Source organism: Methylobrevis albus (genome assembly GCF_015904235.1).
Lineage (GTDB): Bacteria > Pseudomonadota > Alphaproteobacteria > Rhizobiales > Pleomorphomonadaceae > Methylobrevis_A > Methylobrevis_A albus.
Genome location: NZ_JADZLT010000056.1, coordinates 297,786 through 323,138, shown reverse-complemented (window position 1 = coordinate 323,138; position 25,353 = coordinate 297,786). Strand labels below are relative to the sequence as shown.

Annotated in this window: 20 protein-coding genes and 1 riboswitch; of the genes, 9 read left to right on the top strand and 11 right to left on the bottom strand. The window is 71.1% G+C overall.

Annotation, left to right across the window (positions count from 1 at the left end):
* The first annotated feature begins 103 nt into the window (after positions 1-103).
* Positions 104-305: riboswitch (cobalamin riboswitch) on the top strand.
* Positions 306-429: 124 nt separating this feature from the next.
* The 6 genes from I5731_RS18805 to I5731_RS18780 all read left to right on the top strand — a co-directional run bounded on the left by I5731_RS18805 (position 430) and on the right by I5731_RS18780 (position 7,736).
* Positions 430-2,370, top strand: coding sequence for a TonB-dependent receptor plug domain-containing protein (locus I5731_RS18805; protein WP_197312951.1), 1,941 nt, complete (start codon positions 430-432; stop codon positions 2,368-2,370).
* Positions 2,370-3,260 (top strand): ABC transporter substrate-binding protein, encoded by an 891-nt coding sequence (locus I5731_RS18800; RefSeq protein ID WP_197312950.1) that lies wholly within the window; start codon positions 2,370-2,372, stop codon positions 3,258-3,260. The genes I5731_RS18805 and I5731_RS18800 overlap by 1 nt, the downstream gene beginning before the upstream one ends.
* Positions 3,257-4,282 carry a FecCD family ABC transporter permease gene (locus I5731_RS18795; RefSeq protein ID WP_197312949.1) on the top strand — a complete coding sequence of 342 codons (1,026 nt, stop codon included), beginning with the start codon at positions 3,257-3,259 and terminating at the stop codon, positions 4,280-4,282. Before I5731_RS18800 ends, I5731_RS18795 begins: the two co-directional genes overlap by 4 nt.
* A complete protein-coding gene (locus tag I5731_RS18790; protein ID WP_197312948.1) occupies positions 4,282-5,112 on the top strand; it encodes an ABC transporter ATP-binding protein in 831 nt (276 codons plus the stop codon). Before I5731_RS18795 ends, I5731_RS18790 begins: the two co-directional genes overlap by 1 nt.
* A complete protein-coding gene (locus I5731_RS18785) occupies positions 5,109-6,128 on the top strand; it encodes a DUF6925 family protein (protein ID WP_197312947.1) in 1,020 nt (339 codons plus the stop codon). The genes I5731_RS18790 and I5731_RS18785 overlap by 4 nt, the downstream gene beginning before the upstream one ends.
* Before the next feature lie 132 nt (positions 6,129-6,260).
* On the top strand, positions 6,261-7,736 hold the full coding sequence (locus I5731_RS18780) for a protein adenylyltransferase SelO (RefSeq protein WP_197312946.1): 1,476 nt from the start codon (positions 6,261-6,263) through the stop codon (positions 7,734-7,736).
* 277 nt (positions 7,737-8,013) lie between these two features.
* Here I5731_RS18780 and cysW read toward each other — a convergent pair whose 3' ends face one another.
* The 8 genes from cysW to I5731_RS18740 form a co-directional block, all read right to left on the bottom strand.
* Entirely contained in the window at positions 8,014-8,895 is an 882-nt protein-coding gene (gene cysW, locus I5731_RS18775; RefSeq protein ID WP_197312945.1) for a sulfate ABC transporter permease subunit CysW, read from the bottom strand.
* The gene (cysT, locus tag I5731_RS18770; RefSeq protein ID WP_235981904.1) at positions 8,895-9,716 is read right to left on the bottom strand and encodes a sulfate ABC transporter permease subunit CysT; all 822 of its coding nucleotides are present in this window, start codon (positions 9,714-9,716) and stop codon (positions 8,895-8,897) included. Before cysT ends, cysW begins: the two co-directional genes overlap by 1 nt.
* A gap of 183 nt (positions 9,717-9,899) precedes the next feature.
* On the bottom strand, positions 9,900-10,901 hold the full coding sequence (cysP, locus tag I5731_RS18765) for a thiosulfate ABC transporter substrate-binding protein CysP (protein WP_197312943.1): 1,002 nt from the start codon (positions 10,899-10,901) through the stop codon (positions 9,900-9,902).
* 188 nt (positions 10,902-11,089) lie between these two features.
* On the bottom strand, positions 11,090-11,755 hold the full coding sequence (aat, locus tag I5731_RS18760; protein WP_197312942.1) for a leucyl/phenylalanyl-tRNA--protein transferase: 666 nt from the start codon (positions 11,753-11,755) through the stop codon (positions 11,090-11,092).
* Between the two features lie 143 nt (positions 11,756-11,898).
* Positions 11,899-13,251, bottom strand: coding sequence for an acetyl-CoA carboxylase biotin carboxylase subunit (gene accC / locus I5731_RS18755; RefSeq protein WP_197312941.1), 1,353 nt, complete (start codon positions 13,249-13,251; stop codon positions 11,899-11,901).
* An 11-nt stretch (positions 13,252-13,262) separates the two neighbouring features.
* Positions 13,263-13,706 carry an acetyl-CoA carboxylase biotin carboxyl carrier protein gene (accB, locus tag I5731_RS18750; protein ID WP_197312940.1) on the bottom strand — a complete coding sequence of 148 codons (444 nt, stop codon included), beginning with the start codon at positions 13,704-13,706 and terminating at the stop codon, positions 13,263-13,265.
* A 368-nt stretch (positions 13,707-14,074) separates the two neighbouring features.
* A complete protein-coding gene (locus I5731_RS18745; RefSeq protein WP_197312939.1) occupies positions 14,075-14,857 on the bottom strand; it encodes a DsbA family protein in 783 nt (260 codons plus the stop codon).
* A 71-nt stretch (positions 14,858-14,928) separates the two neighbouring features.
* A complete protein-coding gene (locus tag I5731_RS18740; protein WP_197312938.1) occupies positions 14,929-16,290 on the bottom strand; it encodes a M48 family metalloprotease in 1,362 nt (453 codons plus the stop codon).
* A 276-nt stretch (positions 16,291-16,566) separates the two neighbouring features.
* On the opposite strand from I5731_RS18740, the gene I5731_RS18735 reads away from it, so the two are divergent.
* Positions 16,567-18,303, top strand: coding sequence for an ArnT family glycosyltransferase (locus I5731_RS18735; protein WP_197312937.1), 1,737 nt, complete (start codon positions 16,567-16,569; stop codon positions 18,301-18,303).
* Between the two features lie 16 nt (positions 18,304-18,319).
* On the opposite strand, the gene I5731_RS18730 is transcribed toward I5731_RS18735, so the two are convergent.
* Positions 18,320-20,362, bottom strand: coding sequence for a putative bifunctional diguanylate cyclase/phosphodiesterase (locus I5731_RS18730; protein ID WP_197312936.1), 2,043 nt, complete (start codon positions 20,360-20,362; stop codon positions 18,320-18,322).
* A 172-nt stretch (positions 20,363-20,534) separates the two neighbouring features.
* Positions 20,535-21,188, bottom strand: a complete 654-nt coding sequence (locus I5731_RS18725; protein WP_197312935.1) for a MarC family protein — start codon at positions 21,186-21,188, stop codon at positions 20,535-20,537.
* A 180-nt stretch (positions 21,189-21,368) separates the two neighbouring features.
* On the opposite strand from I5731_RS18725, the gene I5731_RS18720 reads away from it, so the two are divergent.
* Entirely contained in the window at positions 21,369-23,177 is a 1,809-nt protein-coding gene (locus I5731_RS18720; protein WP_197312934.1) for a methanol/ethanol family PQQ-dependent dehydrogenase, read from the top strand.
* A 157-nt stretch (positions 23,178-23,334) separates the two neighbouring features.
* A complete protein-coding gene (locus tag I5731_RS18715) occupies positions 23,335-24,657 on the top strand; it encodes an LLM class flavin-dependent oxidoreductase (RefSeq protein ID WP_197312933.1) in 1,323 nt (440 codons plus the stop codon).
* A 36-nt stretch (positions 24,658-24,693) separates the two neighbouring features.
* Here I5731_RS18715 and I5731_RS18710 read toward each other — a convergent pair whose 3' ends face one another.
* Positions 24,694-25,116 carry a hypothetical protein gene (locus I5731_RS18710; RefSeq protein WP_328839207.1) on the bottom strand — a complete coding sequence of 141 codons (423 nt, stop codon included), beginning with the start codon at positions 25,114-25,116 and terminating at the stop codon, positions 24,694-24,696.
* Positions 25,117-25,353: the final 237 nt, after the last annotated feature.

The window sequence follows — 25,353 nt, the reverse complement described above, 5'->3', positions numbered from 1 at the left end:
GCGGCGGCGGGCGCATCGCAAGAGCAAGCTGCGGGCGGGCAGCGCCCGATGGACGGAGCCAAATTGCCCCACGTCGCTGCGCTTGCAAGGCCGGGCGACTCCCGTATGGTGCACCGCGACGGTTCCCTTCGGGGATCAAAAGGGAACGCAGTGGGGGCCTTTCGAAGCCCGATGCTGCGGCTGCCCCCGCAACTGTAAGCGGCGAGTCCGACGCCAATCACGCCACTGGCTCCCTCGGGATCTGGGAAGGCGGCGCCGGACGGTGACCCGCGAGCCAGGAGACCTGCCGTCAGCCGTGGTCACACGCGGGCACATCGGACGGGGTGAGCCGATGGGTGGAGTGCCTTGCGGTCCAGCGCGCCTTGCGCCGGCCGTCGGCGGTCCTCGTTCGCGGTGACGTGCCACACTGGCGTCCCGCCCGAGGTCTCCATGCCGTTCGTCTATCCGCGCCCAGCGCGCGCGCTTCTGTCCTCCGTCGTCCTCTCCGCCGCCCTGTCGATCTCACCACCTGCCGCCGCAGAGGAACCGGGCGTCGCCGCCGACGAGGAGGTGCTCGAACTCGAGCCCATCGTCGTCACCGCGAGCCGCGTGCCGATCGCCGCCCGCGAGGTCGGCAGCGCCGTCACCGTGATCGACCGCGCCGAGCTCGAATCGCGCCAGATCCGCGTCGTCTCCGATGCGCTGCGCAGCGTGCCCGGCGTCGCGGTGGGGCGCACCGGCTCCGCCGGAGGCGTGACGCAGCTCCGCCTGCGCGGCTCCGAGGCCAACCAGACGCTCGTCCTCATCGACGGCATCGAGGTCAACGACCCGGCGAGCGGCAGCGAGTTCGACTTCTCCCGGCTGCTCGCGGCGGATATCGAGCGGATCGAGGTGCTGCGCGGCCCGCAGAGCGCGCTCTACGGCTCCGACGCGATCGGCGGCGTCGTCAACATCGTCACCCGCAAAGGCGAGGGGCCGCTGCGCGTCACCGCCGCCGCCGAGGGCGGCAGCCGCGGCACCGCCGCCGGCAACCTGTCGGCGGGCGCCGGCGGCGAGAGCTACGACTGGTTCGCCAGTGTCGCCGGCCTCACCACCGACGGCTTCTCCAGCGCCGCAGAATGGCGCGGCAATCCCGAGGCCGACGGCTATCGCAACGGCACGGCGTTTGCGAAGTTCGGCTGGTCCCCGCTCGAAAACCTGCGCCTCGACCTAGTCGGCCGCCTGACCGACTTCAACGCCGAAAGCGACGGCTTCGTCGGCGGCGCCGGCGCGGTCGACGCGGATGAAGCCTCCGACGGGCGCCAGCTGTTCGGCCGCGCGCAGGCGACGCTCGATTTGGCCGAAGGCCGCTGGCGGCAGGTGTTCGGGGTCAGCCGCAGCCGGCAGGACTACGACTATCTCTCCGGCGACGTCGTCGGCAGCAGCTACGTCGGCGACAAGACCAAGCTCGACTGGCAGAACACGCTCACCGCCGAGACCGCGGCGATCCTGCCGGCAACCCACCGCCTGACCCTCGCGCTGGAGCACGAGGAGGACGCGGCGCGGATCGCCAGCAGCTGGTCGTCGTTCGACCGCTCGATCGGCCAGACCGGCCTCGTCGGCGAATACGGCCTCGGGCTCGTCGACGACTTGTTCCTCTCGGCGAGCCTCCGCCACGACATCAACGATCTTTTCGGCGACGTCACCACCTGGCGCGCCACCGCCGCCTACACCGTGGAGGCGACCGGCACCAAGCTACGCGCCTCCTACGGCACCGGCGTCAAGAACCCGACGCTGTTCGAGCTCTACGGCTACACCGACACCTATCGCGGGAACCCGGATCTCCGGCCCGAGCGTGCGACGGGCTTCGACATCGGTTTCGACCAGCCGCTGTTTGACGATCGGCTGCTCGTCGAGGCGACGGTCTTCGACCAGCGCATCACTGACCTGATCCAGGGCACCGGCGCGACTTCCGTCAACCTCGCCGGCACCTCGCCGATCCAGGGCATCGAACTCGGCCTGACGCTGGCCCCGATCGACGACCTCACCATCCGCGCCGCCTACACCTTCCTCGACGGCGAAGACGCCGCGGGGGCGGAGCTGATCCGGCGACCGGCGCACACGGCGAGCCTCGACGTCGGCTACCAGTTCAAGGATGGCCGCGGCAGCCTCAACCTCGGCGTCGTCTACAACGGCGCCGCGAAGGATTGGGCCTATGACGCCGTCTACAACCGCACCGAGGTCGAGCTCGATCCCTACTGGCTGGTCAACCTCGCCGGCTCGTGGAAGCTCAACGACAACGCCGAAATCTATGCCCGCATCGATAACCTGTTCGACGAGCGCTACGAGGAGGTGTTCACCTACGGCGGCAGCGGTCGTACCGCGATCGCCGGGCTCAAGGTGAGTTTCTGATGCTGATGCGGTCATTCGCCGGCCTGCTCGCGGCCCTCGTCGCCGCGGGCCCGGCGGCGGCCGGTGCAACGGGTTCCTCCCGGATGGAGGGGCCGGCGCGCCGGGTCGTCTCGCTCAATCTCTGCACCGACGAGATGGTGCTCCGCCTGCTGCCGCCGGAGCGCGTCGCCGCGGTGACGTGGTTGTCGCGTGATCCCTCCCGATCCACCGTCGCCGACCTCGCCGCCGCCGTCCCGGTCGTCTACGGCAACGCAGAGGAGGTGCTCGGCGTCGATCCCGACCTGATTGTCGCCGGCCTCTACACCGCACGCAGCACCGTCGCGGTGCTACGCCGGCTCGGCCACCCGGTGCACGACGTCGGCATTCCGACGACCGAAGCCGAGGTCGAGGCGCAGATCCGGGAACTCGCGGCGCTGCTCGGCGTGGCGGAGAGCGGCGAACGCCTCGTTGCCGAGATCGAGGCGCGCTTTTCGGCGCTGCCGATCCCTGCGCCCGGCCCGCGGCCGCGCGCGCTGGTGCTCGACCCGAACGGCTTCACGGTCGGGCGTGGCTCGATCGTCGACGCGATGATCAACCGCGCCGGCCTCGACAACGCCGGCGCCGCGCTCGCCGTCGCCGGCCACGGCGCCGTGCCGCTGGAGGTCGCGATCCTCACCGGCGCCGACATCCTGATCGTCGATGCCGACCGCGACCGGCCGCCGGCGCTCGCCACCGCGCTGTTGCAGCATCCGGCGCTGCGCCGCCTCGGCCGCCGCATCACGGTGGCCGAAGTGCCGTCGCGGCTCTGGACCTGCGCCGGCCCCGGCCTCGCCGACGCGGCCGCGATTCTGGCGGCTGCCGCGCTGGCGCACCAGGCCGCCACGCCAGTGGCCGGGGAGGGCAGGCCATGAGTATTGTCCGGCCGCGGCCCATAGTCCCCGGGGATCGTCGCGCGCGCCGGCTGTCGCTCTGGCTTGCCCTCGCCACGTTGCTGCTGCTGATCGTCTCCATCGGCATCGGCTATGCCCCGCTCGACATCTTCAAGGCGTTGCAGGACGGCCTCGCCGGGCGGGACAGCCTCGAAAGCATCGTCCTCGTCGAGCTGCGCCTGCCGCGAGCGCTGCTCGGCGCGCTGGTCGGCTTCGCGCTCGGCCTCACCGGCGCGGCGATGCAGGGGCTGCTGCGCAATCCGCTCGCCGATCCCGGCGTGCTCGGCGTCTCCGCCGCCGCCGCCTTCGGCGCGGTGCTCGCCTTCTACAGCGGCCTGTCGCTGCTGGTGCCGCTCGCCTTGCCGCTCGGCGGCCTCGCCGGGGCGCTGGTCGCCACCGGCCTCGTCTATGGCATCGCCGGCCGCGGGGCAGGGACGATGGCGCTGATCCTCGCGGGCGTCGCGCTGTCGAGCCTCTGCGGCGCGCTCACCGCGCTCGCCCTCAACCTCTCGCCCAATCCCTACGCGGCGATCGAGATCATCTACTGGCTGATGGGCTCGCTCGCCGACCGCAGCCTCGATCATGTCTGGCTGGTGCTCGGCCCGATCGCCCTCGGCACGGCGCTCATCCTCTCTACGGCCCCCGCGCTCGATGCACTCACCCTCGGCGAGGACAGTGCCGCCAGCCTCGGCTTCGACCTCGCCCGGCTGCGGCTGAAGCTGGTCGTCGGTGCCGCCCTCGTGGTCGGCAGCGCCGTCGCGGTCTCGGGCGCGATCGGCTTCATCGGCCTCGTGGTGCCGCACCTCGTGCGTCCGCTGACCGGGCACCGCCCCGGCCGGCTGCTGCTGCCGAGCGGGCTTGCCGGCGCGGTGCTGCTGCTCGGCGCCGACATCCTCGTGCGCCTGCTGCCGGTGCGCCCCGAACTGAAGCTTGGCGTCGTCACCGCGCTGATCGGCGCGCCCTTCCTGTTCTGGCTGATCTGGCGCCTGCGGAGGACCGGCTGATGCGCCTCGACGCCCGCGGCCTCAGCCTCACACGCGGCGGCCACCGCATTCTGGACGGCGTCGATGTCGCGCTCCGGGCGGGCGAGTTCGTCGCCGTCGTCGGGCCGAACGGCGCCGGCAAGAGTAGCTTGCTGCGGTTGCTCGCCGGCCTCGCCCGCCCCGATGCGGGCGAGATCGCCTGCGACGGCGTCCCGCTCGGCAAGCTGCCGCCTCGCACCCGCGCCCGCAGCATCGCCTATCTCGAGCAGAGGGCGGCGGTGCACTGGCCGATGCGCGTCGACGAGATCGTCGCCCTCGGCCGGCTGCCCAGTCGCGGCCCGCTCGGCGCCGCGACCTCCGCCGACGCCGCCGCGATCGCGGCGGCGATGGAGATGACGACGACCACCGCACTCGCCGGCCGGCGGGCCGACACGCTGTCGGGCGGCGAGCGCATGCGCGTGCTGCTCGCCCGCGCGCTCGCCGTCGGCGCGCCGCTGCTGCTCGCCGACGAGCCGGTCGCGGCGCTCGATCCGCACCACCAGCTGCACGTCATGGCGACCCTGCGGGAAACCGCCCGCCGCGGCGCCGGCGTCATGATCGTGCTGCACGACCTCGCTCTCGCCACCCGCTTCTGCGACCGCGTTGTGCTTCTCGCCGCCGGCCGCTGTCTTGCGGACGGGCCGCCCGCCGAGGTGCTCGACGATCGCCGCCTCGCGGAAGCCTATGCCGTCGACGTGCTGCGCGGCAGCGAGGGCGGCGAACCGTGGATCCTGCCCTGGCGCCGGCTCGCTCCGGCGGGCGTCGTCCGCACCGGCCGCGACGACCAGAGCAAACCGGAAGAAACCCGATGATGCCCGATCCGACGCCGCCTGTGACAGGCACGCCCGACCGCGAGATCCTCGACCTCGTCCGCGACCTGCTCGCCGATGCCGGCACCTCGTGGGCGGTCGGCACCTTCGGCGCGATCGGCGAGTTCCTGCGCGATGCGAACGAGCCGGCGCGCCTCGACGCCGCGGGGGGCGCCGTGTCCGTCGTCACGGCCCGCGGCGGCCTGCGCCTCGGCCCCATCCCCGGACTGCGTCCGGTCGCCTATGAGACCTCGTTCGGCGCCGGCTGGAGCCATGCGCTCGCCTTCTGCCTGCCGGCGGCGGAAGCCGCGATGGCCGGCCGTTCCGTGCTCACCGAACTCGGCCCCGACGTCGACGCGCTGCGCGAGGCGGATCGCGACGGCATCCTGTTCGACCTCGGCCTCGGCTGCCTGCAGGTCGACGTGCTGGTCCGTGTCGCGCCGGACGCGGCCGCCAAGCTCCGGCCCCATCTCGGCCGTGCGCTGTTCGAGCCCGGCAACGCCGCGATGCACGCGATCTTCGACCTGCAGCCGCCGCGCGTCTTCGTCACCCGGATCGGCCGCGCCGAGATCTTCCAGCCGATCCCGCCGCCCGGCGGCACCAGCCCCGAGGGGCCGCACACCCATATCCTGCCGCAACTCCTGAAGGGCGGCCGCACCCACGCCGCGACGATGCCGATCCCCGCCGGCCTCGTTCCCTGCGCCTACGCCTTCCCGCCGCATCCCCTGAAGACCGCCGACGGCCGGCCGCGGCCGTTCGACGAGGGCGCCGACGCCGCATTCCGGGCGCTGCTCGCGCGCTACGGCGATCCCGATCTGCTCGCGCTGAAGCGCCGGATCGAACGGCGCGTCGCAGCGGGCGAGCCGGTGACGCTCGTGGCCGGAACGCGTTTCGGGCGCATGGCCGAGCGGGTCGCGCTGGAGCAACTGCGCCGGCTGCATCCGATCGACGCGGCGCTGCTCGCCGGCCTCGGCGAACCTGGTGGCGACGGCGACACCGACCGCCCCGACCACGCCTGAGGCGCGCCAGGATCGAGCCGGGCAGGGGGCTTGCCCCCGCCCGTCGCGCCGGCTTCATTGAACCTTGCCCCCCGGGACCACACCTTGAGGGCCTGCGCCGCGCCCTGCCGGCCGGCGCATCGGGAGCAAGTCATGGGTGCCTGGGTCGATCATCGCTACCACGAACTCTCCGACCGGCTGTTCGCGCCGGTCGCGCCGACCCCGGTCGCCGCGCCCGAACTCCTGCTGCTCAATGTCCCGCTCGCGCGCCGGCTCGGCCTCGATCCCGACTGGCTGGCGAGCCCCGAAGGCGTCGCCTGCCTTGCCGGCAACAGCACGCTGCCGGGCACCCGGCCGGTGGCGCTCGCCTATGCCGGCCACCAGTTCGGCCATTTTTCCCCCGTGCTCGGCGACGGCCGCGCGATCCTGCTCGGCGAGCTCGAGGATGCGGACGGACAGCGCTTCGAACTCCAGCTGAAGGGCTCTGGCCCGACGCCGTTCTCGCGTCGCGGCGACGGCCGCGCCGCGCTCGGGCCGGCGCTGCGCGAGTTCATCGTCAGCGAGGCGATGGCCGCCTTCGGCATCCCGACCACCCGCGCGCTCGCGGTGATTTCGACCGGCGAGCTGGTGTTCCGCGAGCGGGCGCTGCCCGGCGCGATCGTGGTGCGCGTCGCCGCCAGCCACATCCGCGTCGGCACCTTCCAGTTTTTTGCCGCCCGCGGTGACCGCGCCTCGCTGCAGCTCCTCGCCGACGACGTGATCGCGCGGCACTACCCCGATCTCGCCGGATCATCCGATCGCTACGGCGACCTGCTCGATGCGGTCGCCGAGCGCCAGGCGCGCCTCGTCGCCGCCTGGATGGCGGTCGGCTTCGTGCACGGCGTCATGAACACCGACAATGTCGCGCTGTCGGGCGAGACCCTCGACTACGGCCCCTGCGCCTTCCTCGACGCCTACCATCCCGCGACCGTGTTTTCGGCGATCGACGAGGGCGGCCGCTACGCCTTCGCGCGCCAGCCGCAGATGGCGGCCTTCGCGCTCGCCCGCCTCGCCGAGGCGATGCTGCCGCTGCTCGCCGACAACGAGGACGCGGCGTTCCAGCGCGCGCAAGGCGCTGTCGACGGCTTCGCCGCCCGCTTCGCCGCCGCCTACCGCGCCGCGATCGGCGCCAAGCTCGGCCTGCCGGCGGCGACCGACGCCGACGTCGACCTCTCGCGCCGGCTGCTCGACCTGATGACGGCGAGCGCCGCCGACTTCACCATGACGTTCCGCGACCTCGGCGACGCCGCGGGCTTCGAGGGCGCGGATGCGCCGCTGCTCGCGCGGCTCGGCGGCACCGAGGCGGCGACGACCTGGATCGCCGACTGGCGCGCCCGCTTGGCAGCGACGCCGGGCGCCGGCCCGGCCGAGACCCGCGCCGCGATGCACGCCGTCAACCCGCTGTTCATCCCGCGCAACCACCGGCTCGAGGCGGCGTTCACCGCGGCCGTGGACACCGGCTCGCTGGCGGAGGTGCGCGACCTGCTGACGGTGCTAGCCGACCCCTATGCCGAACACCCGGACCACGCGGCGCTCGCCGTGCCGCCGGAGCCGGAGGAGCGGGTGACGCGGACCTTTTGTGGGACGTGAGGTACGGGGTGAAGGGACTCGGGGAAGGGTGCTCCGCCTTAAGGGGTGAGGCGGCTTTCCCCGCGGGGCCTCCCCCCTCCCTGTCCCTCCCCCGCTTCGCAGGAGAGGGGACGATGGGCGATAAGGTCTTCGTCAAACAGATGTTTCGCCGAACCAAAGCGTTGATTTGGCGGCCGATCTAACCTCCTGCGTTCCCTCTCCTGCGAAGCGGGGGAGGGACAGGGAGGGGGGAGGCCCCACGGCACGAGGGGGGAGGCCCCACGGCACAATCCGCCCCTCACCGCGGCATCTGCCGCTCCATCAGCGCCTTGGCGATGATCGTCACCACCGCGAGCAGCGCAAGGATCGACGCGGCCGCAAACGCGCCGGCGGTCTGGTAGTCGTGGTAGAGCAGCTCGATGTGCAGCGGCAGCGTGTTGGTCTGGCCGCGGATGTTGCCCGACACCACCGAGACGGCGCCGAACTCGCCCATCACCCGGGCATTGCACAGCACCACGCCGTAGAGCAGCGCCCAGCGAATGTTGGGCAGCGTCACCGACATGAAGGTGCGCCAGCCCGAGGCGCCGAGCGATACCGCCGCCTCCTCGACGTCGCGCCCCTGTGCCTGCATCAGCGGCACCAGCTCGCGCACCACGAACGGTGCGGTGACGAACATCGAGGCGAGGATGATGCCGGGCAGGGCGAACAAGATCTTGACGTCGGCCGCCTGCAGCGCCGGGCCGAACAGCCCCTGCAGCCCGTAGACGAAGAGATAGGCGACGCCGGCGACCACCGGCGAGACCGAGAACGGGATCTCGATCAGCACCAGCAGCGCCCGCTTGCCCCAGAAGTCGAACTTGGTGATCGCCCAGGCGGCGGCGATGCCGAAGGCGGTGTTGACCGGCACGGCGACCAGCGCGGTCGCCACCGTCAGCCCGATCGCGTGCAGCGTGTCGGGATGCGAGATCGCCGCGACGGCGCCGCCCCAGCCGGCCGAGAACGCCGTCACCAGGATGACGACGAGCGGCGCGACGACGAGCAGCGCGCCGACGACCACCACGAAGCCGATCAGCGCGCGGCGCACCAGCGGCGTATCGCCGACGCGCGGCGGCCGGCCGGCGGCGTCGGGGCGGGCGACACTCGGCGCGCGCGTCAGTCGGGCGGGGCCTGCGATCGCCATCAGCGCTCCAGATGCCGGGTTGCGACGGCGTTGAGCGCGCCGGTGAACGCGAGGATGGCGAAGGCGGCCAGCAGCAGCGCCGAGGCGATCGCGGCGGCGGCGGGGTAGTCGAATTCCTCGAGCCGGATGAAGGCGAGCAGGGCGGTGATCTCGGTGCGGTTCGGCTGGTTGCCGGCGATGAAGATGATGGCGCCAAACTCGCCGAGGCTGCGGGCGAAGGCGAGCGAAGCGCCGGTGATCAGCGCCGGTGCGATCTCCGGAAAGATGATCTTGCGCGCGATGGTGCCGTCGCGCGCGCCGAGCACGCGTCCGGCTTCTTCAGCGGCCGGGTCGAGGTCTTCCAGCACCGGCTGCACCGTGCGCACGATGAACGGCAGGCTGGTGAAGGCCATCGCGATCATGATGCCGAGCGGCGTGTAGGCGACGGTGACGCCGATCGCCGAGAGCGGCGCGCCGAACCAGCCGGACGGCGCGAACAGCGTGGTGAGCGCGATGCCGGCAACCGCCGTCGGCAGCGCGAACGGCACGTCGACCAGCGCGTCGACGATCTGCCGGCCGGGAAAGCGGTAGCGCACCAGCACCCAGGCGAGCGCCAGCCCGAACACGACGTTGAACGCCGTCGCGGCCAGCGCCGACAGCACGGTGACCCGGTAGCTCGCCACCGCGCGCGCCGACGACACCACCCGCCAATAGTCCTCGAAGCCGAGACTCGCGGCCTTCACCGCGAGCGCCGCGAGCGGCAGCACGATGATCAGGCCGACGTAGAACAGGGTGATGCCGAGGGTCAGCCCGAAACCGGGCAGGACGTGGCGGCGGGCCAAGGGCGGATGTCTCCTGCACGGCACCGGCGGGGCGACCGGACCTGTTGCCTGCGTAACGCCGGCGACCGGCGCGGCGCGTTGGCACGAAAACGACCGCGACGGGCAGAATGCACCGTCGCGGTCGCCGCTGTTTCGCATGAAGCCGGCGCCGGGTTCAACCCGCGCCGGCGCCGGATGACCGGATCAGCGGTCGCCGTAGATCTGGTCGAGCAGGCCGCCCGAGGCGAAGTGCTCGGCCTGAACCTTGTCCCAGCCGCCGAACGCCTCGTCGACGGTGACGAGACGGACCTCGGGGAAGTTCGCGGCATGGGCGGCGGCGACGGTCTCGTCGCGGACGCGGTTGCCGTTCTCGGCGAGGATGGTCTGGCCTTCGGGCGTGTAGAGGAAGCCGAGGTAATTCTTGGCGAGCTCCACCGAACCGCGCTTCTCAGCGACCCGGTCGACCACGGCGACGGGGAAATCCGCGAGGATGCTGACCGCCGGCACCACGGTGTCGAACTTGTCCTCGCCGAATTCCTTGGCGATGCCCCAGGTCTCGGCCTCGAAGGTGATCAGCACGTCGCCGAGGCCGCGCTCGACGAAGGTCGTCGTCGCCGCGCGCCCGCCGGTGTCGAACACCGGAACATTGTCGAACAGCTTGCCGATGAACGCGGCGACCTTCTCGGCGTCACCGCCGAAGGCCTCCTGTGCGAAGGCGGCGGCGGCGAGGTAGGTGTAGCGGGCGTTGCCCGAGGTCTTCGGGTTCGGGAAGATCACCTGCACGTCGTCGCGGACGAGATCGTCCCAGTTGCGGATGTTCTTCGGGTTGCCCTCGCGCACGAGGAAGGCCGGCAGCGAGTAGTAGGGCGAAGCGCCGTTCGGGAACTCCTCCTGCCAGCCCGCCTCGACGGCGCCGCCCTTCACGAGCTGGTCGATGTCGGTGACCTGGTTGAAGGTGACGACGTCGGCTTCCAGCCCCTCGAGGATGGCGCGCGCCTGGCGCGACGAGCCGCCGTGTGACTGGTCGATGGTGACGTCCTGCCCGGTCTCGGCCTTCACCTTGGCGATGAAGCCCTGGTTCACGGCGACGAACAGCTCGCGCGAGATGTCGTAGGAGGCATTGAGGATCTTGTCCGCCGCAAGGGCGGGTGCGGAGCCGAGGGCGAGGGCGCCGAGGGCCGCGCCGATCGCGAGAAGCCGCTTCATGAGAGTCTCCAGCCGAATGATTGATCGGCCGTCAGACTAGTGGGGACCGCAAGCGTTGCAGAGGTACCCGCTAGCGTAGCCGGTGACCGATGCGGAATATCATTCCGGCTGGCACCGGTTTGCCGCAACGCAATCGCCCCTGCGCGGCAAACTCGCCGCGGCAGGAGAAAAGATTGCCGGGAACGCGCTCAGCCGCCAATCCAGGCCATCGCCTCCGCGCCGGAAATCCGGGCGGGCAGGGCGTGGAAATCCGCCGTCTCGACCAGCGCCGCCTCGAGCCGCTTGCGATAGTCGGCACGCGGCACCTCGATGGTGCCGAAGCGCGAGAGATGGTCGGTGACGAACTGGGTGTCGAGCAGCCGGTAGCCGCCGGCGCGCAGCCGGGCGACGAGGTGCACGAGCGCCACCTTCGAGGCGTCGGTCTCGGTCGAGAACATGCTCTCGCCGAAGAACACGCCGCCGAGCGCGACGCCGTAGAGCCCGCCGACGAGCTGCCCGTCACGCCAGCTTTCCACCGTGTGGGCGTGCCCGAGGCGGAAGAGGTCGCCGTAGAGCTTGCGGATGCGGCCGTTGATCCAGGTCTTCGACCGACCCGGCGCGGGCGCGGCGCAGCCGCTGATGACGGCGTCGAAATCGCCGTCGACGCGGACCTCGAACCGGTCGCCCTTCACCGTCCGCTGCAGGCGGCGCGGCACGTGGAAGTCGGCGAGCGGCAGCACGCCGCGATCCTCCGGCTCGATCCAGTAGAGCCCGGGGTCGTCGGCGCTTTCCGCCATCGGAAAGATGCCGCAGGCGTAGGCCTTGAGCAGCACTTCCGGCGTGATCTCGAAGGAATGATGGTTGCGGCTCGCCATCCCGCTGTCCTCGTCCGGCGCGGCCATGCTTCACGCAGAAGCGGCGGTCGCGCCCTTTCGCAAGTCTACATCATCGGCACGAACTGCGCCGCTATTGCGGCGCATCATCCGGGGCGCGGCCCGGAGGCCGGGCCATGCCGCGGTCACTCGAAGACCGGACCCGTTGCCAGGTACTTCTCCAGCCAGTGGATGTCGTAGACGCCGTTGGCGATGTCCTGGTTGTCGACGAGGTTCTTGAACAGCGGGATCGTCGATTCGATGCCGTCGATGACGAACTCGTCGAGGCAGCGGCGCAGCCGCATCAGGCACTCGACCCGGTTGCGGCCGTGCACGATCAGCTTGCCGATCAGGCTGTCGTAGTGCGGCGGGATCGTATAGCCCTGATAGACCCCGGAATCGACGCGCACGCCGAGCCCGCCGGGCGGATGGTAGTAAGAGATCCGGCCGGGGGAGGGCGCGAAGGTCGACGGGTTCTCCGCGTTGATCCGGCACTCGATGGCGTGGCCGTTGAAGACGATGTCTTCCTGGCGGAACGTCAGCCCGGCCCCCGAGGCGACCTTGATCTGCTCGTTGACGAGGTCGATGCCGGTGATCATCTCGGTCACCGGATGTTCCACCTGCAAGCGGGTGTTCATCTCGATGAAATAGAACTCGCCGTCCTCGTAGAGGAACTCGATCGTGCCGACGCCGGAATAGCCGAGGTCGGCCATCGCGTTGGCGCAGATCATGCCGATGCGGTCGCGCTGTTCCTGGTTGAGGGCGGGCGAATTCGCCTCCTCCCACACCTTCTGGTGCCGGCGTTGCAGCGAACAGTCGCGCTCGCCGAGGTGCACCGCGTTGCCCTTGCCGTCGCCGAGGATCTGGATCTCGATGTGGCGCGGCTTGCTGAGATACTTCTCGATGTAAACGGAATCGTCGCCGAAGGCGTTCTTCGCCTCGGTGCGCGCCGCCGACAGCGCCGCCGACATCTCGGTCTCGTCGTGGGCGACGCGCATGCCGCGCCCGCCGCCGCCGGCTGCCGCCTTGACGAGCACCGGATAGCCGATCTCGGCCGAGATCCGCATCGCGTCCTCGTCGGTGGTCACGGCGCCCTCGGAGCCGGGCACCACGGGAATGCCGAGCCGGCGCGCGGTCGCCTTCGCCTCGATCTTGTCGCCCATGATGCGGATGTGCTGCGCCGACGGGCCGATGAAGGCGATGTTGTGCGCGGCGAGGATCTCGGCGAAGCGCGCGTTCTCGGACAGGAAGCCGTAGCCCGGGTGAATCGCGTCGGCGCCGGTGATCTCGCAGGCGGCGAGGATCTCGGGGATCTTCAGGTAGCTGTCGCGCGCCGGCGGCGGCCCGATGCAGACCGATTCGTCGGCGAGGCGGACGTGCATGGCATTGGCGTCGGCGGTGGAGTGCACCGCCACGGTCTCGATGCCGAGCTCTTTCGCGGCGCGCAGCACGCGCAGCGCGATCTCGCCGCGGTTCGCGATCAGGATCTTGTTGAACATGCGGGGCCCGTTCACTCGATCACGACGAGCGGCTCGCCGAATTCGACCGGCTGGCCGTCGTCGACGAGGATCGCCGTCACCTTGCCGGCGCGCGGCGAGGGGATCGGGTTCATGTGCTTCATCGCCTCGATGATCAGCAGCGTCTGCCCGACGCGCACCGTGTCGCCGACGGCGACGAAGCTGCGCGCGCCCGGCTCGGCGGCGAGGTAGCAGGTGCCGACCATCGGCGAGCTGACGGTGCCCGGATGATTCGCGGCGTCCGCCGGTGCCAGCACCGCGGCGGCGATCGGCGCCGCGGCCACCGCGACCGGCGCGACCTGGGCGGCGACGGTCACGTTGCGGGCAACGCGGATGCGGAAGTCGTCGTGCTCGACTTCGATCTCCGAGATGTCCTTCTCGTGGAGGAGCTCGGCGAGCTGGCGGATGAGGTCCTGATTGATGGGTGTTTTCGACATGATCTCGTCTGTCTTCGCGAGGGGGAGCGGCTCAGGCGGCGGGATGGCGGCCGATCACGGCCATCTGGTCCCGGCCGAGCCGGCCGGCGGGCGGAAAACGTGGGTCGTGGCGGCACGGTCGGTCGACGCCGCGCAAGAACCGTTCGGTCGGCCGGGTCGCCGCAGAAGCGCCGCCCTGTCGCTGGTGGTCGACGTCATCGCCTTCCTTGCCGGTTCCGCGTCGGGTCAAATCCGCCCGGGGTCGAAGTCTGGCCGGATCGAACCCGGCAAGAACCAAATTCGGGCACGGCCGATTTGTCGCGCCGCCCCCTTATAGGTATTCGGCGCGCTGAAAAAAAGGCAAAACACGGATCGGCGGAGTGGCGTCCTCAGCAACTCGCTTCGCCGCACTGGCGCATTGCTTCGATGCGGGTGCGAAGCTCGTCGGCCCCGACGGCCCCGAAGACCACTTCCTTGCCGATGACGTAGGTCGGCGTGCCGGTCAGGCCAAGTTTTTCGGCGATCTCATAGACCTCGCCGATCGTCGCCACGACCTCGGCGTCGTCGAGGCGCGACTCCACCGCCGCGACGTCGATCCCGGCTTCCCGGGCGGCCTCCAGCGCCCGCGCCTTGTCGGCCGGCACGTCGCTGGCGAGCAGCGCATCGTGGAAGCCGCGGTATTTGTCGGGAGCGGCGAGGTTCACCGCGACGGCGACGCGGGCGGCTTCCACCGAACCCGGTCCGAGGATCGGGAACTCCTTCAGGACGATGCGCACGTCCTTCTCGCTGTCGAGCAGGGCGTTCATGTCGTCGAGCGCGCGCTTGCAGTAGCCGCAGTTGTAATCGAAGAACTCGACCAGCGTGATCGGCGCATCGGGATCGCCGAGCACTACTTGTCGCTTCGAATTGAACAGGATGTCGCCGGCCGAGGCGATCAGCGCGGCGCGTTCGGACGCCTCGCTCTCCGACTTCTTCGCCTGCAGCGCCGTCAGCGCCTCTTCGACGATCTCGGGGTTGGCGAGGATGTAGTCGCGCACGATCGCCTCGATCGCCGCCTTGTCCGGCGTGCCCTCGGCGGCCCCGGCCGCAGGAACGACGGCTGCGGGCGCGAGGGCGATCAGGCCGGCGAGCGCCGCGATGCGAAGGCGCGACGTCTGGAACGGGAACGGCATGGGCGAGGGGGCTCCGGGGATCTCGGGAAAACGGGGGGTGCGGCGGGGCCGCGGCGGGCGCCGTCGCGGGGTCAGAGCCGCGGCGGCTTGAAGGAAATGATGTCGTCGGCGCGCAGCCAGGCCGGCGTGCCGCGCTTCAGGTTCGCCTGTGCCCGCGCCGCATACTGCCGCGCCGAAGGATTGTCGCCGGCGGCGAAGTAGCCCTGCGCGGTGGCGAGGTCGGCGAGCGCGATGTTGCCCGATCGCGCATGGGCGATGGCGAGCTGGCGATAGCCGATCGCCGCGTCGGGATCGTCGGCGAGCCCCTTGTTGAGGTTCTGGATCGCCTCGGCGAGCAGCGAGTCCTTCTCGGTCGCGACCAGCGCGTGGCCGAGCATGACGCGGAGCTGGCCTTCGTTCGGGGCGAGCGCCACCGCCTGGCGCAGCGGCTCCACCGCCTCGGCCGGGCGGCCGCCCTCGAGCAGCGCCTGGCCCTTCAGCTCCCAGAACCACGGATTGCGCGGCTGCGTGGCGATCAGCCCGTCGATCTGGCGCACCGCCGCCTGCGGATTGCCCGAGCGGAAGGCGATCACGGCATGGGCATAGCGCGAGGGCAAGTCGGTCGCGTTCGGCGGGTACAGGCGCGCCGTCTTCTGCGGCGCCTGGGTGAAGGCGATGAACTTCGCCCGGATCAGGTCGTGCCGGGCCTGGAGGTCGGCCGCATCGGTCTTGTCGAAGAACTTGCTCTTGCGCGCGACGTTCTCGACCTGTGACAGCCGCTCGGCCGCCATCGGATGGCTCTGGGCATAGGGATCGGCGAAGCGCGCGGCGAACAGTTGCTGGTCGCCGAGGCGCTTGAACACCGAGAGCATGCCCTGCGCCGACTGGCCGGTGCGCTCCAGATAGGTGAGCGCGGCGCGGTCGGCGGCGGTTTCCTCGCCGCGCTGATAGGAGAGCAGGCTGCGCTGCGCCACCTGCTGGCCGCCGAGCGCCGCGGCGAGGCCGCCCTCGCCACCGCCGCCGGCCGCGGCCGCCGCCGCGCCGCCGAGCATCGCGATCACCGACAGGATCTGCGATTGCACCACCGCGTCGCGCAGCCGGGCGAGGTGGCCGCCAGCGAGGTGGCCGGTCTCGTGCGCGATGACGCCGATCAGTTCGTTCGGCGTCTCGGTCTGGGAAATCGTGCCGGCATTGACGAAAATGTGCCGTCCGTCGGCGACGAAGGCGTTGAAGCGGGTGTCGTTGACGATGCGGATCTTGATGGTCGCCCCGCCGAGTCCCGCCGCCTTCAGGATCGGCTTGGCATAGTCGCGGATCAGCGCCTCGGCTTCGCCGTCGCGGACGAGCGCGATCGAACGGCTACCCTTCTGCTGGGCCGAAGCCGGCAGGCTGGTCAGGGCGAGGGCTGTCGCCATCACCGCCGCCATGATGCGGCCGAAGATCGAAGTCGCCATGCTTTTCCATCCCGAGGTCCGGCGCCAGCCGCGCGGAGCCTCCTTCGTCGTGCCTGCCGCATATGGGGCGGACACGTCGCTCCCCAGCGCCTTGGTAGCCCGAGCGCCGCCCCCGCTCAACACCCGCCCGGCCGGGCGGCATCAAAACTTCGCAATCGGGCCCGGTCGCGCCGATCCCATGCCGTCCGCGTGGCGGCGCTGGTTTTCGGACGCCGGCGTTGCTAAGTCCGGAACGGGCGCGCGGATCGCGCGGCAGGCCGACCGGGAGCGAACGACATGGCGGAAAACGGCAGCGCGGCGGGCGGCGGCGAGGATCGGCCGGTGTTTCGTCTCGGCTCGATGCCGATCGGCACGCCCGCGACCCCGGCGACCGCGCCGGAGACCCATGCGGAGCCCGCATTCGCCCCCGCCGCAGGGACCGCCACGCCCAATTCGGAACTGCCGACCGAGGCAGCGCCTGCGCCCGCCGAAATCCCGGCGCCGGCGCCGTCCGCACCCGTCCCAGCGGCGGAGACGACTAGCGAACCGGCGCCCGTTGCCGTCCCCGAGACCGCTGCGGTCGTGCCCGATCCGGAGACCGCGGCCGCTCCGTCGGAGCCGGTCTCCGTCGCCGCGCCCGCTCCGGCGGAGCCCGCGGCCACAGTCCCTCCGCGCGCCGCTCCGCGCGGCGTGTCCGTCGCCGGGGCGATCGGCTCGCTGCTGGTGCTGCTCGCCCTCGTCCTCGTCACGCTCGTCCCCGGCCTCGAGCGGCTCCCGGGGGTGCCCGGCTCCGAGAGCGCCACCGTCGAACTCGGCCGTTCCATCGCCGCCGAGGGCGTCGGCGCCGCGCTGGCGCCGGCGATCGATCCGCGCGCGTCGGTCGGTCTCGCCGGCCTGCAGGCGGCCGTCGCCACCGGCTTCGGGCAGGGCGCCGACGCGCCGCTCGTCGTGCTGCGCTCGATCTCCATTGCGGCGGTGATCCTCGCGGTCGCCCTCGTCTTCGCCATCGGCTGGGTGCTGAAAGGGCCGTTCGCCGGCCTCGTCGCCGGCCTGTTCCTCGCGCTGTCGCTGCTGGCCCAGGTCGGCGCGCGCATCGCCGGCCCGGACGCGGTCGTGCTGCTCGCTTCGGTGATGGCGCTCTACGGCCTCGCCGGCATCGCGCGCGGTACGGCCGTGCCGGCGCGCCTTTCGGCGCTGCTGTTCTGGGGCGGCCTCGGCCTCGGCCTCGCCGTCGCCGGCGTCGGCGGCATCTGGATCCCGCTGCTCGCGGTGCTGATCCTGGTGATCTTCGGTTGGCCGCTGGCGCGGCTGAGCCGACTGCGGCCCTCGATCGGCTTGCCGGCCGCGCTGGTGATCGGTCTCGCCCCGGCCGTCGCGGTCGCGGTGGTCGCTGGGCTGCCGGCGGCGCTGCAGGTCGCCGGCGGCGACGTCTTCGCCCGCATGCGCGACAGCTTCACCCTCACCGCCGACGGCCTGCCGCTGCCGCCGGGCGCCCACGCGGTGCTGCTCGCCGGGGCCTTCTGGCCCGGCTCGGCGCTGCTGCCCTTCGCGCTCGCCTGGCTGGTGCGCCAGCGCACCACGCCGGCCGCCGGCCTCGCGCTCGCCTGGCTGGCGCCGGCGTGGATCGTCGCCGAACTGATGGCGGGCAAGCGCGCCGGCGACGTGCTGCCGCTCTATCCGGTACTGGCGCTGCTGCTCGGCCTCGCCGCCGGCGACGCGGCGCTGCGCATCGGCTCGCGGCTGAAATCGCTGATGGCGGCCTGGCTGCCGATCGGCGCCGTCGGCCTCGCGGTCGCCGTCAACGCGGTGCATGTGATCGGCGTCGGGCGGATCGAGCCGATCGGGCTCGGCGCGACGTTCCTCGGTGCTGCCGGCACCATCGCCGGCTGGCGCGCCCTCGTCGCGGGGGATTTCCGGCTCGGCCTGACGGCGACCGCGCTCGGCGCCGCCGTGATCCTCGCCGCCGGCTTCGGGGTGCTGCTCTGGCCGATCGACCGGATCTGGCCGGCCGCGTTCATCGCCGCGGCCTTCTGAGCCGGCACGCGGCGGCTCACGCGTCGGCAGGGCGCCCCGGCTCACCGCGCCGCTGGCCGCGGTGGCTGGCGACATAGCTGCCGAGCCAGTCGAGCGCCGCCTCGCGCGGCAGCGCCGGCGCGAACAGGAAGCCCTGGGCGATGTCGCAGCCGAGTTGCCGCAGCATGGCGAGCTGTTCTTGCGTCTCGACGCCCTCGGCCACGAGCTGGATGCCGAGACTGTCGCCGACGCTGCGGATCGCCTGCACCAGCACCCGGTCGCCTTCGTCCAGGACGATGTTGGTGACGAAGCGCCGGTCGATCTTGACGCTGGCGATGTTGAGATCGCGCAGATAGGCGAGCGAGGAATAGCCGACGCCGAAGTCGTCGACCGCGAGCGCGATGCCGAGCCGGTCGAGATGGGCGAACTGGCGGCCCGACGTGGCGGGGTCGAGCATCACGTCCTCGGTGATCTCGATCTCGAGGCGCCCCGGCGCGAACTGGCGCCCGGTGATCACCTCCTCGACGAGATCCGAGAAGGCGTAGCTCGACAGGTCGCGCGGCGAGATGTTGACGGCGACGCGGATCGAAGCATGGCCGTTCGCGGCGAGCCACTCCAGCAGGTCGGCCGCCGATTCCAGCGCTTTGCGCGTCACCGACGCCGCAAGATGCTCGGCATGCGCGGCCGCAATCACCGCCGGCGGCGGCACCCAGCCGCGCTCCGGATGGTTCCAGCGCAGCAGCGTCTCGAAGCCCACCACCTGGCCGTCGCGGATCGAGACCTGGGGCTGGAAATGGAACTCGAGCCGGTCCGCCGCGATCGCCTCGCGCAGGTCGAGTTCCAGCTCGCGCCGGGTTCGCGCCCGCAGGGCGAGGACGGGGTCGAAGGCGCTCCAGCGTCGCCGGCCCATGTCCTTCGACTGGTAGAGCGCCATGTCGGCGCAGGCGAGCAGGTCGTCGTGCGCCCGCGCGTCGCGGGGAAACACCGCGACGCCGATGCTGGCGCCGACCTGCGTGCTGCGACTGGCGATCTCGACGGGCGCCGCGATCACGTCGAGCAGCCGGTTGGCGAGGTCGGGCACCAGCCGGTCGAGGTCGCCGCCCGACACCATGATCGCGAACTCGTCGCCGCCGAGCCGGGCGACCACGTCGGCCTCGCGCACGGTGCGCCGCAGCCGCCGCCCGAATTCGACGAGCAGGTCGTCGCCGGCGCCGTGGCCGAGCGTGTCGTTGATCATCTTGAAGTGGTCGACGTCGATCAGCAGCACGGCCACCGACTGTCCGTCGGCAAGAGCTTGAGCGAGTTCGCGCGAGAGCTGGAGGTTGAAGGCGTTGCGGTTGGAGAGGCCGGTCAGCGCATCGACCAGCGCCTGGTGCTCGAGGTCGTCGATCGCACTCTGCGCCCGGTCGCGGGCATCGGCGAGCGAATCGGCGAGTCGCCCCTTTTCGTGCTTCAGCCGCATCGCCTCGCGGAACGTCGCCTCGGCGGCCGTCGCCGATTTCGCCAGCATCAGCAGGAAGATACCGACGCAGCCGGCAAAGCCGAGATGGGGCAGGCCGCCGCGCGCGAGCAGGGCGCCCATCAGCGCGCCGAGCACCACGGTCGCAAACGCGAGACCGGTCGCCGCATGAGCGGTGGCCATCACGACCGCGCCCGCGGTCACCCCATTCAACATGAAGATCGCAAACGAGTCGCTGGCAAAGCTGTCGGCCTTCGTGACCACGAAGGGCACGACGCCCCAGACGACCCCGCCGACGACGCCGCCGATCGTGGTGAGGCGCAGCACCCGGTCCGGATCGGCCTCGATCGCCGCAAGAATGCTCGGGCGCCGCACCGCCCAGAGCCGCACGGCGAGCACCACGCAGACGACACCGAACCAGGCGGCGACCATCTCGAAGGGGAGTTGCTGCAGCATCAGCAGGCCGACGACGACCGAGGAGATCGCATGGCCGGCGAGGGTGCGCGGAAGTCCGTCGGAAATTTTCCGCGCCTGCTCGCTGCGCACCGCCGCATCGAGGGCGGCGTCGCTGGAGGTCGCAGGACCCAGCGATCGGCGGAGCGCTCCTTCGGACTTGGCCAAGCTGGTTGCTCGCTGCTGGACGGAAGGCCGAGAGGGCGCGTCTTGCCACGAACTATCGGTCATTGCTTCTAATTCGCCGTTAATGCCTCAATCCGCAATGAGTCGTCATACTAATTTTTACGGATATCCCCGTCGCCCGTTATGTGTGCGTCACACGCCTCGCGCCGCCCGGTCAGACGGCGTCCTGCGCGAGGCGGATGACGCCGTCCGCGACGAACTGCACCGCCAGCGCCGACAGCAGCACGCCGAGCAGCCGGGTCAGCACATTGCGGCCGGTCTCGCCGAGCAGGCGGTCGACCCGGTGGGCTGCGGTGAAGACCAGCAGGCAACTGCCGATCAGCAGCGCGACGACGGCGATGAGGCCGGCGAGGCCGAGCGGCCCGGGCGCCTGGGTCGCGAGCAGGATCGTCGCCGAGATCGCCCCCGGGCCGGCGATCAGCGGGATCGCGAGGGGAAACACCGCGAGGTGACGCAGGTCCTCCGGCGCCGTCGCGGTCGCCGCATCGGCCTGCAGCGCCTTGTCGGCGGTTTGCTGCTTTCGCTTCTCGCGCTTCTCGAACACCATCTCGAAGGCGATCCAGAACAGGAGCAATCCACCGGCGATCCGGAACGCGGCGAGCGAGATGCCGAGGAATTCGAGCAGGGTCGAGCCCGTCAGCGCGAAGACGACGAGGATCACGAAGGCGATCAGCGACGACCGCTGCGCGATGCTGCGCCGGACTTTCTGGTCGGCGCCGCGGGTCACGGCGAGAAAGATCGGCGCGAGGCCGATCGGGTCGATCGTCACCAGCAGCGTCGCGAGGGCGTTGAGCAGGAATTCGTTCACGGGGGACGTCGCTCCGGCGCGGCGTGGCGCCCGGCCATCTGACGCGCCGCGGTGGCGCAGCGCAATGGGCGCCGCGGCCTGGCGGGCATGAAATCCGCGGCGATCCGCGTCGGCAGCGACGGCAAATCCTGCTAGGAGGGCGGGGCCGTCCAACCCCGCTGCCGAAAGGGTGCTTCGCCGATGCGCGGATGCCTCGCCGCCCTGCTGTTCCTCGTCGCCGTTCCCGCCGCCGCCGAAGACCTCGCCGACCGGATTGCCGACCCGGCAGAGTGGGCGATCCAGACCGGCGACTACGCCAACACGCGCTTCTCGGCGCTCGACCAGATCGACCGCGACAACGTCGGCCGCCTGAAGGTCGCCTGGACCTTCTCGACCGGCGTGCTGCGCGGCCACGAGGGCGGGCCGCTGGTGATCGGCGACGTGATGTACGTGCACACCCCGTTTCCGAACACCGTCTATGCGCTCGACCTCGACAACGACGGCGCGATCCTCTGGCGATACCAGCCGCAGCAGGACCCCTCGACGATCGAGGTGATGTGCTGCGACACGGTCTACCGCGGCCTCGCCTATGACGACGGCACCATCTTCCTGCACCAGGCCGACACCACCATCGTCGCGCTCGACGCGCGCAGCGGCACGGTGAAATGGAGCGTCAAGAACGGCGATCCGGCGAAGGCCGAGGTCAACACCGCGACCGTGCTGCCCGCGAAGGGCAAGCTGATCGTCGGCATCGCCGGCGGCGAGTTCGGCGTCCGCTGCCATCTCACCGCCTACGACCAGAAGACCGGCGCGCGGCTCTGGCGCGCCTATGCCACCGGGCCGGACGACGAGATGCTGATCGACCCGGTGAAGACCACCGTGCTCGGCAAGCCGGTCGGACCGGACTCGAGCCTTGCCACCTGGGAGGGCGACCAGTGGCAGATCGGCGGCGCCTGCCCGTGGGGCTGGTTCTCCTACGATCCGGCGCTCGACCTCGTCTACTACGGCACCGGCAACCCCTCGACCTGGAACCCGGTGCAGCGGCCGGGCGACAACAGATGGTCGAACAGCATCATCGCTCGCGATCTCGAAACCGGCGGCGCGCGCTGGGTCTACCAGATGACGCCGCACGACGAGTGGGACTACGACGGCGTCAACGAGATGATCCTGACCGAGCAGGATGTCGACGGGCAGACCCGCAAGCTGCTCACCCACTTCGACCGCAACGGCTTCGGCTACACCCTCGACCGCGAAAGCGGCGACCTCCTCGTCGCGGAGAAGTTCGATCCGGCGGTGAACTGGGCGACCGGGGTCGACACCGACCCTGCGAGCCCGACCTACGGCCGGCCGCAGCTCGACCCCGCCTATTCCACCGACCAGGACGGGGAGGGCGAGGACGTAACCACGGAAGGCATCTGCCCCGGCGCGCTCGGCTCGAAGAACGAGCAGCCGGCCGCCTTCTCGCCGCGCACAAGGCTCTTCTACGTGCCGACCAACCACGTCTGCATGGACTACGAGCCGTTCCGGGTGAAGTACACCGCCGGCCAGCCCTATGTCGGCGCGACGCTGCGGCTCTATCCGGCGCCGGCCGGGCAGGGATTCGAGGAACCGGGCATCATGGGGTCGCTGACGGCGTGGGACGGCGTTGCGGGCCGCATCAAGTGGGCGCTGCCGGAGCGGTTCTCCGTCTGGTCGGGCGTGCTGGCGACGGCCGGCGACGTCGTCTTCTACGGCACCCTCGAAGGCTTCCTGAAGGCCGTCGATGCCGAGACCGGCGCCGAGCTCTACCGCTTCAAGACCGCCTCGGGCATCGTCGGCAACGTCACCACGTACCTCCACGCCGGCCGGCAGTATGTCGCCGTGCTGTCGGGCGTCGGCGGCTGGGCCGGCATCGGCCTCGCCGCGGGGCTGACCGACCCCTACGACGGCTCCGGCGCCGTCGGCGCCTACGAGAGCCTCGCGAAATACACCGCCAACGGCGGCGTGCTGACGGTATTCGAACTGCCCTGAAGGGCCATTGGCATGGCTTCAAGAAAGTCTACTTCACCAGTGGATTTCTCCGCCCAAGCCCCTTCGCAGGTGCGGGAAGGCTGCCTATCTGGATGGTCCGGCCGCCGGCCGGAACCCCGAACGGTATCGGGTGACGGCAACGGACGGAGATCGGCACATGGCGCGGCGGCAGCTGAAACTCGGGGCCTTCATGCGGCCCGTCAGCCTTCACACCGGCGCCTGGCGCTATCCCGGGGCCTGGCCCGACGCCAACTTCAACTTCGCCGCCATGAAGCGTTTCGTGACGACGCTGGAGCGCGGCAAGTTCGACGCCTTCTTCATGGCCGACCATCTCGCCGTGCTGAACATGCCGATCGAGGCGCTGAAGCGCAGCCAGACGGTGACGAGCTTCGAGCCGTTCACGCTGCTCTCGGCCCTCTCCGTCGTCACCGAGCGGATCGGCCTCGTCGCCACCGCCTCCACCACCTTCGACGCGCCCTACCACATCGCCCGCCGCTTCGCGTCGCTCGACCACATCAGCGGCGGCCGCGCCGGCTGGAACATCGTCACCACGTCGAACCCGGACGCCGCGCTCAACTTCGGCCTCGACGAACACGTCGAGCACGGCGAACGCTACCGCCGGGCGCGGGAGTTCTACGACGTCGTCACCGGCCTCTGGGACAGCTTCGCCGACGACGCCTTCCTGCACGACGTCGAGAGCGGCCTGTTCTTCGACCCGGACCGGATGCGCCGCATCGATCACAAGGGCGAGTTCCTCTCGGTGCGCGGGCCGCTCAACATCGCGCGCCCGGTGCAGGGTTGGCCGGTGATCGTGCAGGCCGGCGCGTCGGAGCCCGGCCGCCAGCTCGCCGCCGAGACCGCCGAGGTCGTCTTCGCCGCCTCCTCGACCATCGAGAACGGCCGCAGCTTCTACGCCGACGTCAAGGGCCGCATGGACCGGCTCGGCCGCCCGCGCGACGGGCTGAAGATCCTGCCCGGCGCGATGGTCTTCGTCGGCGATACCGTGGAGGACGCGAAGGCTCGCCGGGCGCGGGTCGACGCGCTGGTGCACGCCGACAGCGCCATCGCCGCGCTGTCGATCTCGCTCGGCGTCGATGCCTCGGCGTTCGATCCCGATGGCCCCCTGCCGCCGATCCCGGAGACCAACCAGTCGAAGAGCTCGCGCGAGCGGGTGATCGAGCTTGCCGAGCGGGAGAACCTCACGGTCCGCCAGCTCGCCCAGCGGCTCGGCGGCTATGCGGGCCTCGCCTTCGTCGGCACCGCCGAGACGATCGCCGACGAGATGGAGGAGTGGCTGGAGACCGAGGCGAGCGACGGCTTCAACCTCGTCTTCCCCTATGTCCCCGAAGGCCTCGATCTCTTCGTCGACCGCGTGGTGCCGGAGCTGCAGCGGCGCGGCATCTTCCGCACCGAATATGAAGGCACGACGCTGCGCGACAGCCTCGGCCTGCCGCGCCCGTCCAATCGTCACTTTGCCTGAGCGTGAGGGCTGGGCGAACCGGCGACAATCTGCGCCTCAGCCGCCCTTCAGCTCGGACGCCCGCCGCAGCTGGTCGACGGTCGCCTCGACGAGGCGGTCGAAGGCCTCGTTCGCCTTCGGCGAGCCGAGGTCGGGCACGGTGAGCTCGATCCGGCGCATCGCGCCCCCGACCACGCCGTCGACCCGGTCGAGCCGGCGCGGGTGGGCGCGGCGATAGGCGGACAGGAAGCGCGCCCGCTCGCCGTCGGTGAAATGGCAGGTCGCCATGATCGTCTCGACGCAGTTCGGCGGGATCGGCGTGTTGTAGCTCGGACTGGTGATCTGGCTGACGAAGCTGCGCGTCTTGCCGAGCGCCTCGGCGAGCCGCTGGCGCATGCCGGAGGGCCGGCGCTCCAGCACCTCGCGCAGCACCGCCTTGTAGAGCTGGACGCCGTCGTCCGTCGCCGCGATCTCCGCCACCTTGCTGTACCTCGCACCAGGATCGAGCCATCCGCACCGGGCGGGGGAGGCACCGTCTCGGACCGGCAGGCGCCCGTCCATCTTTCGACGAGCTATGCCGGAACGAATACCCACCCCTTCGCCGTTATACCCGAGACAGCGTGCTGCAACGCAATAGGCATGCCGTCGCGCCTGCGATGTATCGCCGTTGTCGACAGCCTCTCCGGTCGAGGCGGGGTCGCGCCATCCGGCCGCTCA

Coding starts and splice junctions, on each gene's coding strand:
- I5731_RS18790 (WP_197312948.1), top strand. CDS start 4,282: ATGCGCCTCGACGCCCGCGGCCTCAGCCTCACACGCGGCGGCCACCGC.
- I5731_RS18745 (WP_197312939.1), bottom strand. CDS start 14,857: ATGCCGTTCCCGTTCCAGACGTCGCGCCTTCGCATCGCGGCGCTCGCC.
- I5731_RS18720 (WP_197312934.1), top strand. CDS start 21,369: ATGCGCGGATGCCTCGCCGCCCTGCTGTTCCTCGTCGCCGTTCCCGCC.
- I5731_RS18795 (WP_197312949.1), top strand. CDS start 3,257: ATGAGTATTGTCCGGCCGCGGCCCATAGTCCCCGGGGATCGTCGCGCG.
- aat (WP_197312942.1), bottom strand. CDS start 11,755: ATGGCGAGCCGCAACCATCATTCCTTCGAGATCACGCCGGAAGTGCTG.
- I5731_RS18805 (WP_197312951.1), top strand. CDS start 430: ATGCCGTTCGTCTATCCGCGCCCAGCGCGCGCGCTTCTGTCCTCCGTC.
- I5731_RS18780 (WP_197312946.1), top strand. CDS start 6,261: ATGGGTGCCTGGGTCGATCATCGCTACCACGAACTCTCCGACCGGCTG.
- I5731_RS18800 (WP_197312950.1), top strand. CDS start 2,370: ATGCTGATGCGGTCATTCGCCGGCCTGCTCGCGGCCCTCGTCGCCGCG.
- accB (WP_197312940.1), bottom strand. CDS start 13,706: ATGTCGAAAACACCCATCAATCAGGACCTCATCCGCCAGCTCGCCGAG.
- cysP (WP_197312943.1), bottom strand. CDS start 10,901: ATGAAGCGGCTTCTCGCGATCGGCGCGGCCCTCGGCGCCCTCGCCCTC.
- I5731_RS18740 (WP_197312938.1), bottom strand. CDS start 16,290: ATGGCGACTTCGATCTTCGGCCGCATCATGGCGGCGGTGATGGCGACA.
- I5731_RS18715 (WP_197312933.1), top strand. CDS start 23,335: ATGGCGCGGCGGCAGCTGAAACTCGGGGCCTTCATGCGGCCCGTCAGC.
- cysW (WP_197312945.1), bottom strand. CDS start 8,895: ATGGCGATCGCAGGCCCCGCCCGACTGACGCGCGCGCCGAGTGTCGCC.
- I5731_RS18735 (WP_197312937.1), top strand. CDS start 16,567: ATGGCGGAAAACGGCAGCGCGGCGGGCGGCGGCGAGGATCGGCCGGTG.
- accC (WP_197312941.1), bottom strand. CDS start 13,251: ATGTTCAACAAGATCCTGATCGCGAACCGCGGCGAGATCGCGCTGCGC.
- I5731_RS18785 (WP_197312947.1), top strand. CDS start 5,109: ATGATGCCCGATCCGACGCCGCCTGTGACAGGCACGCCCGACCGCGAG.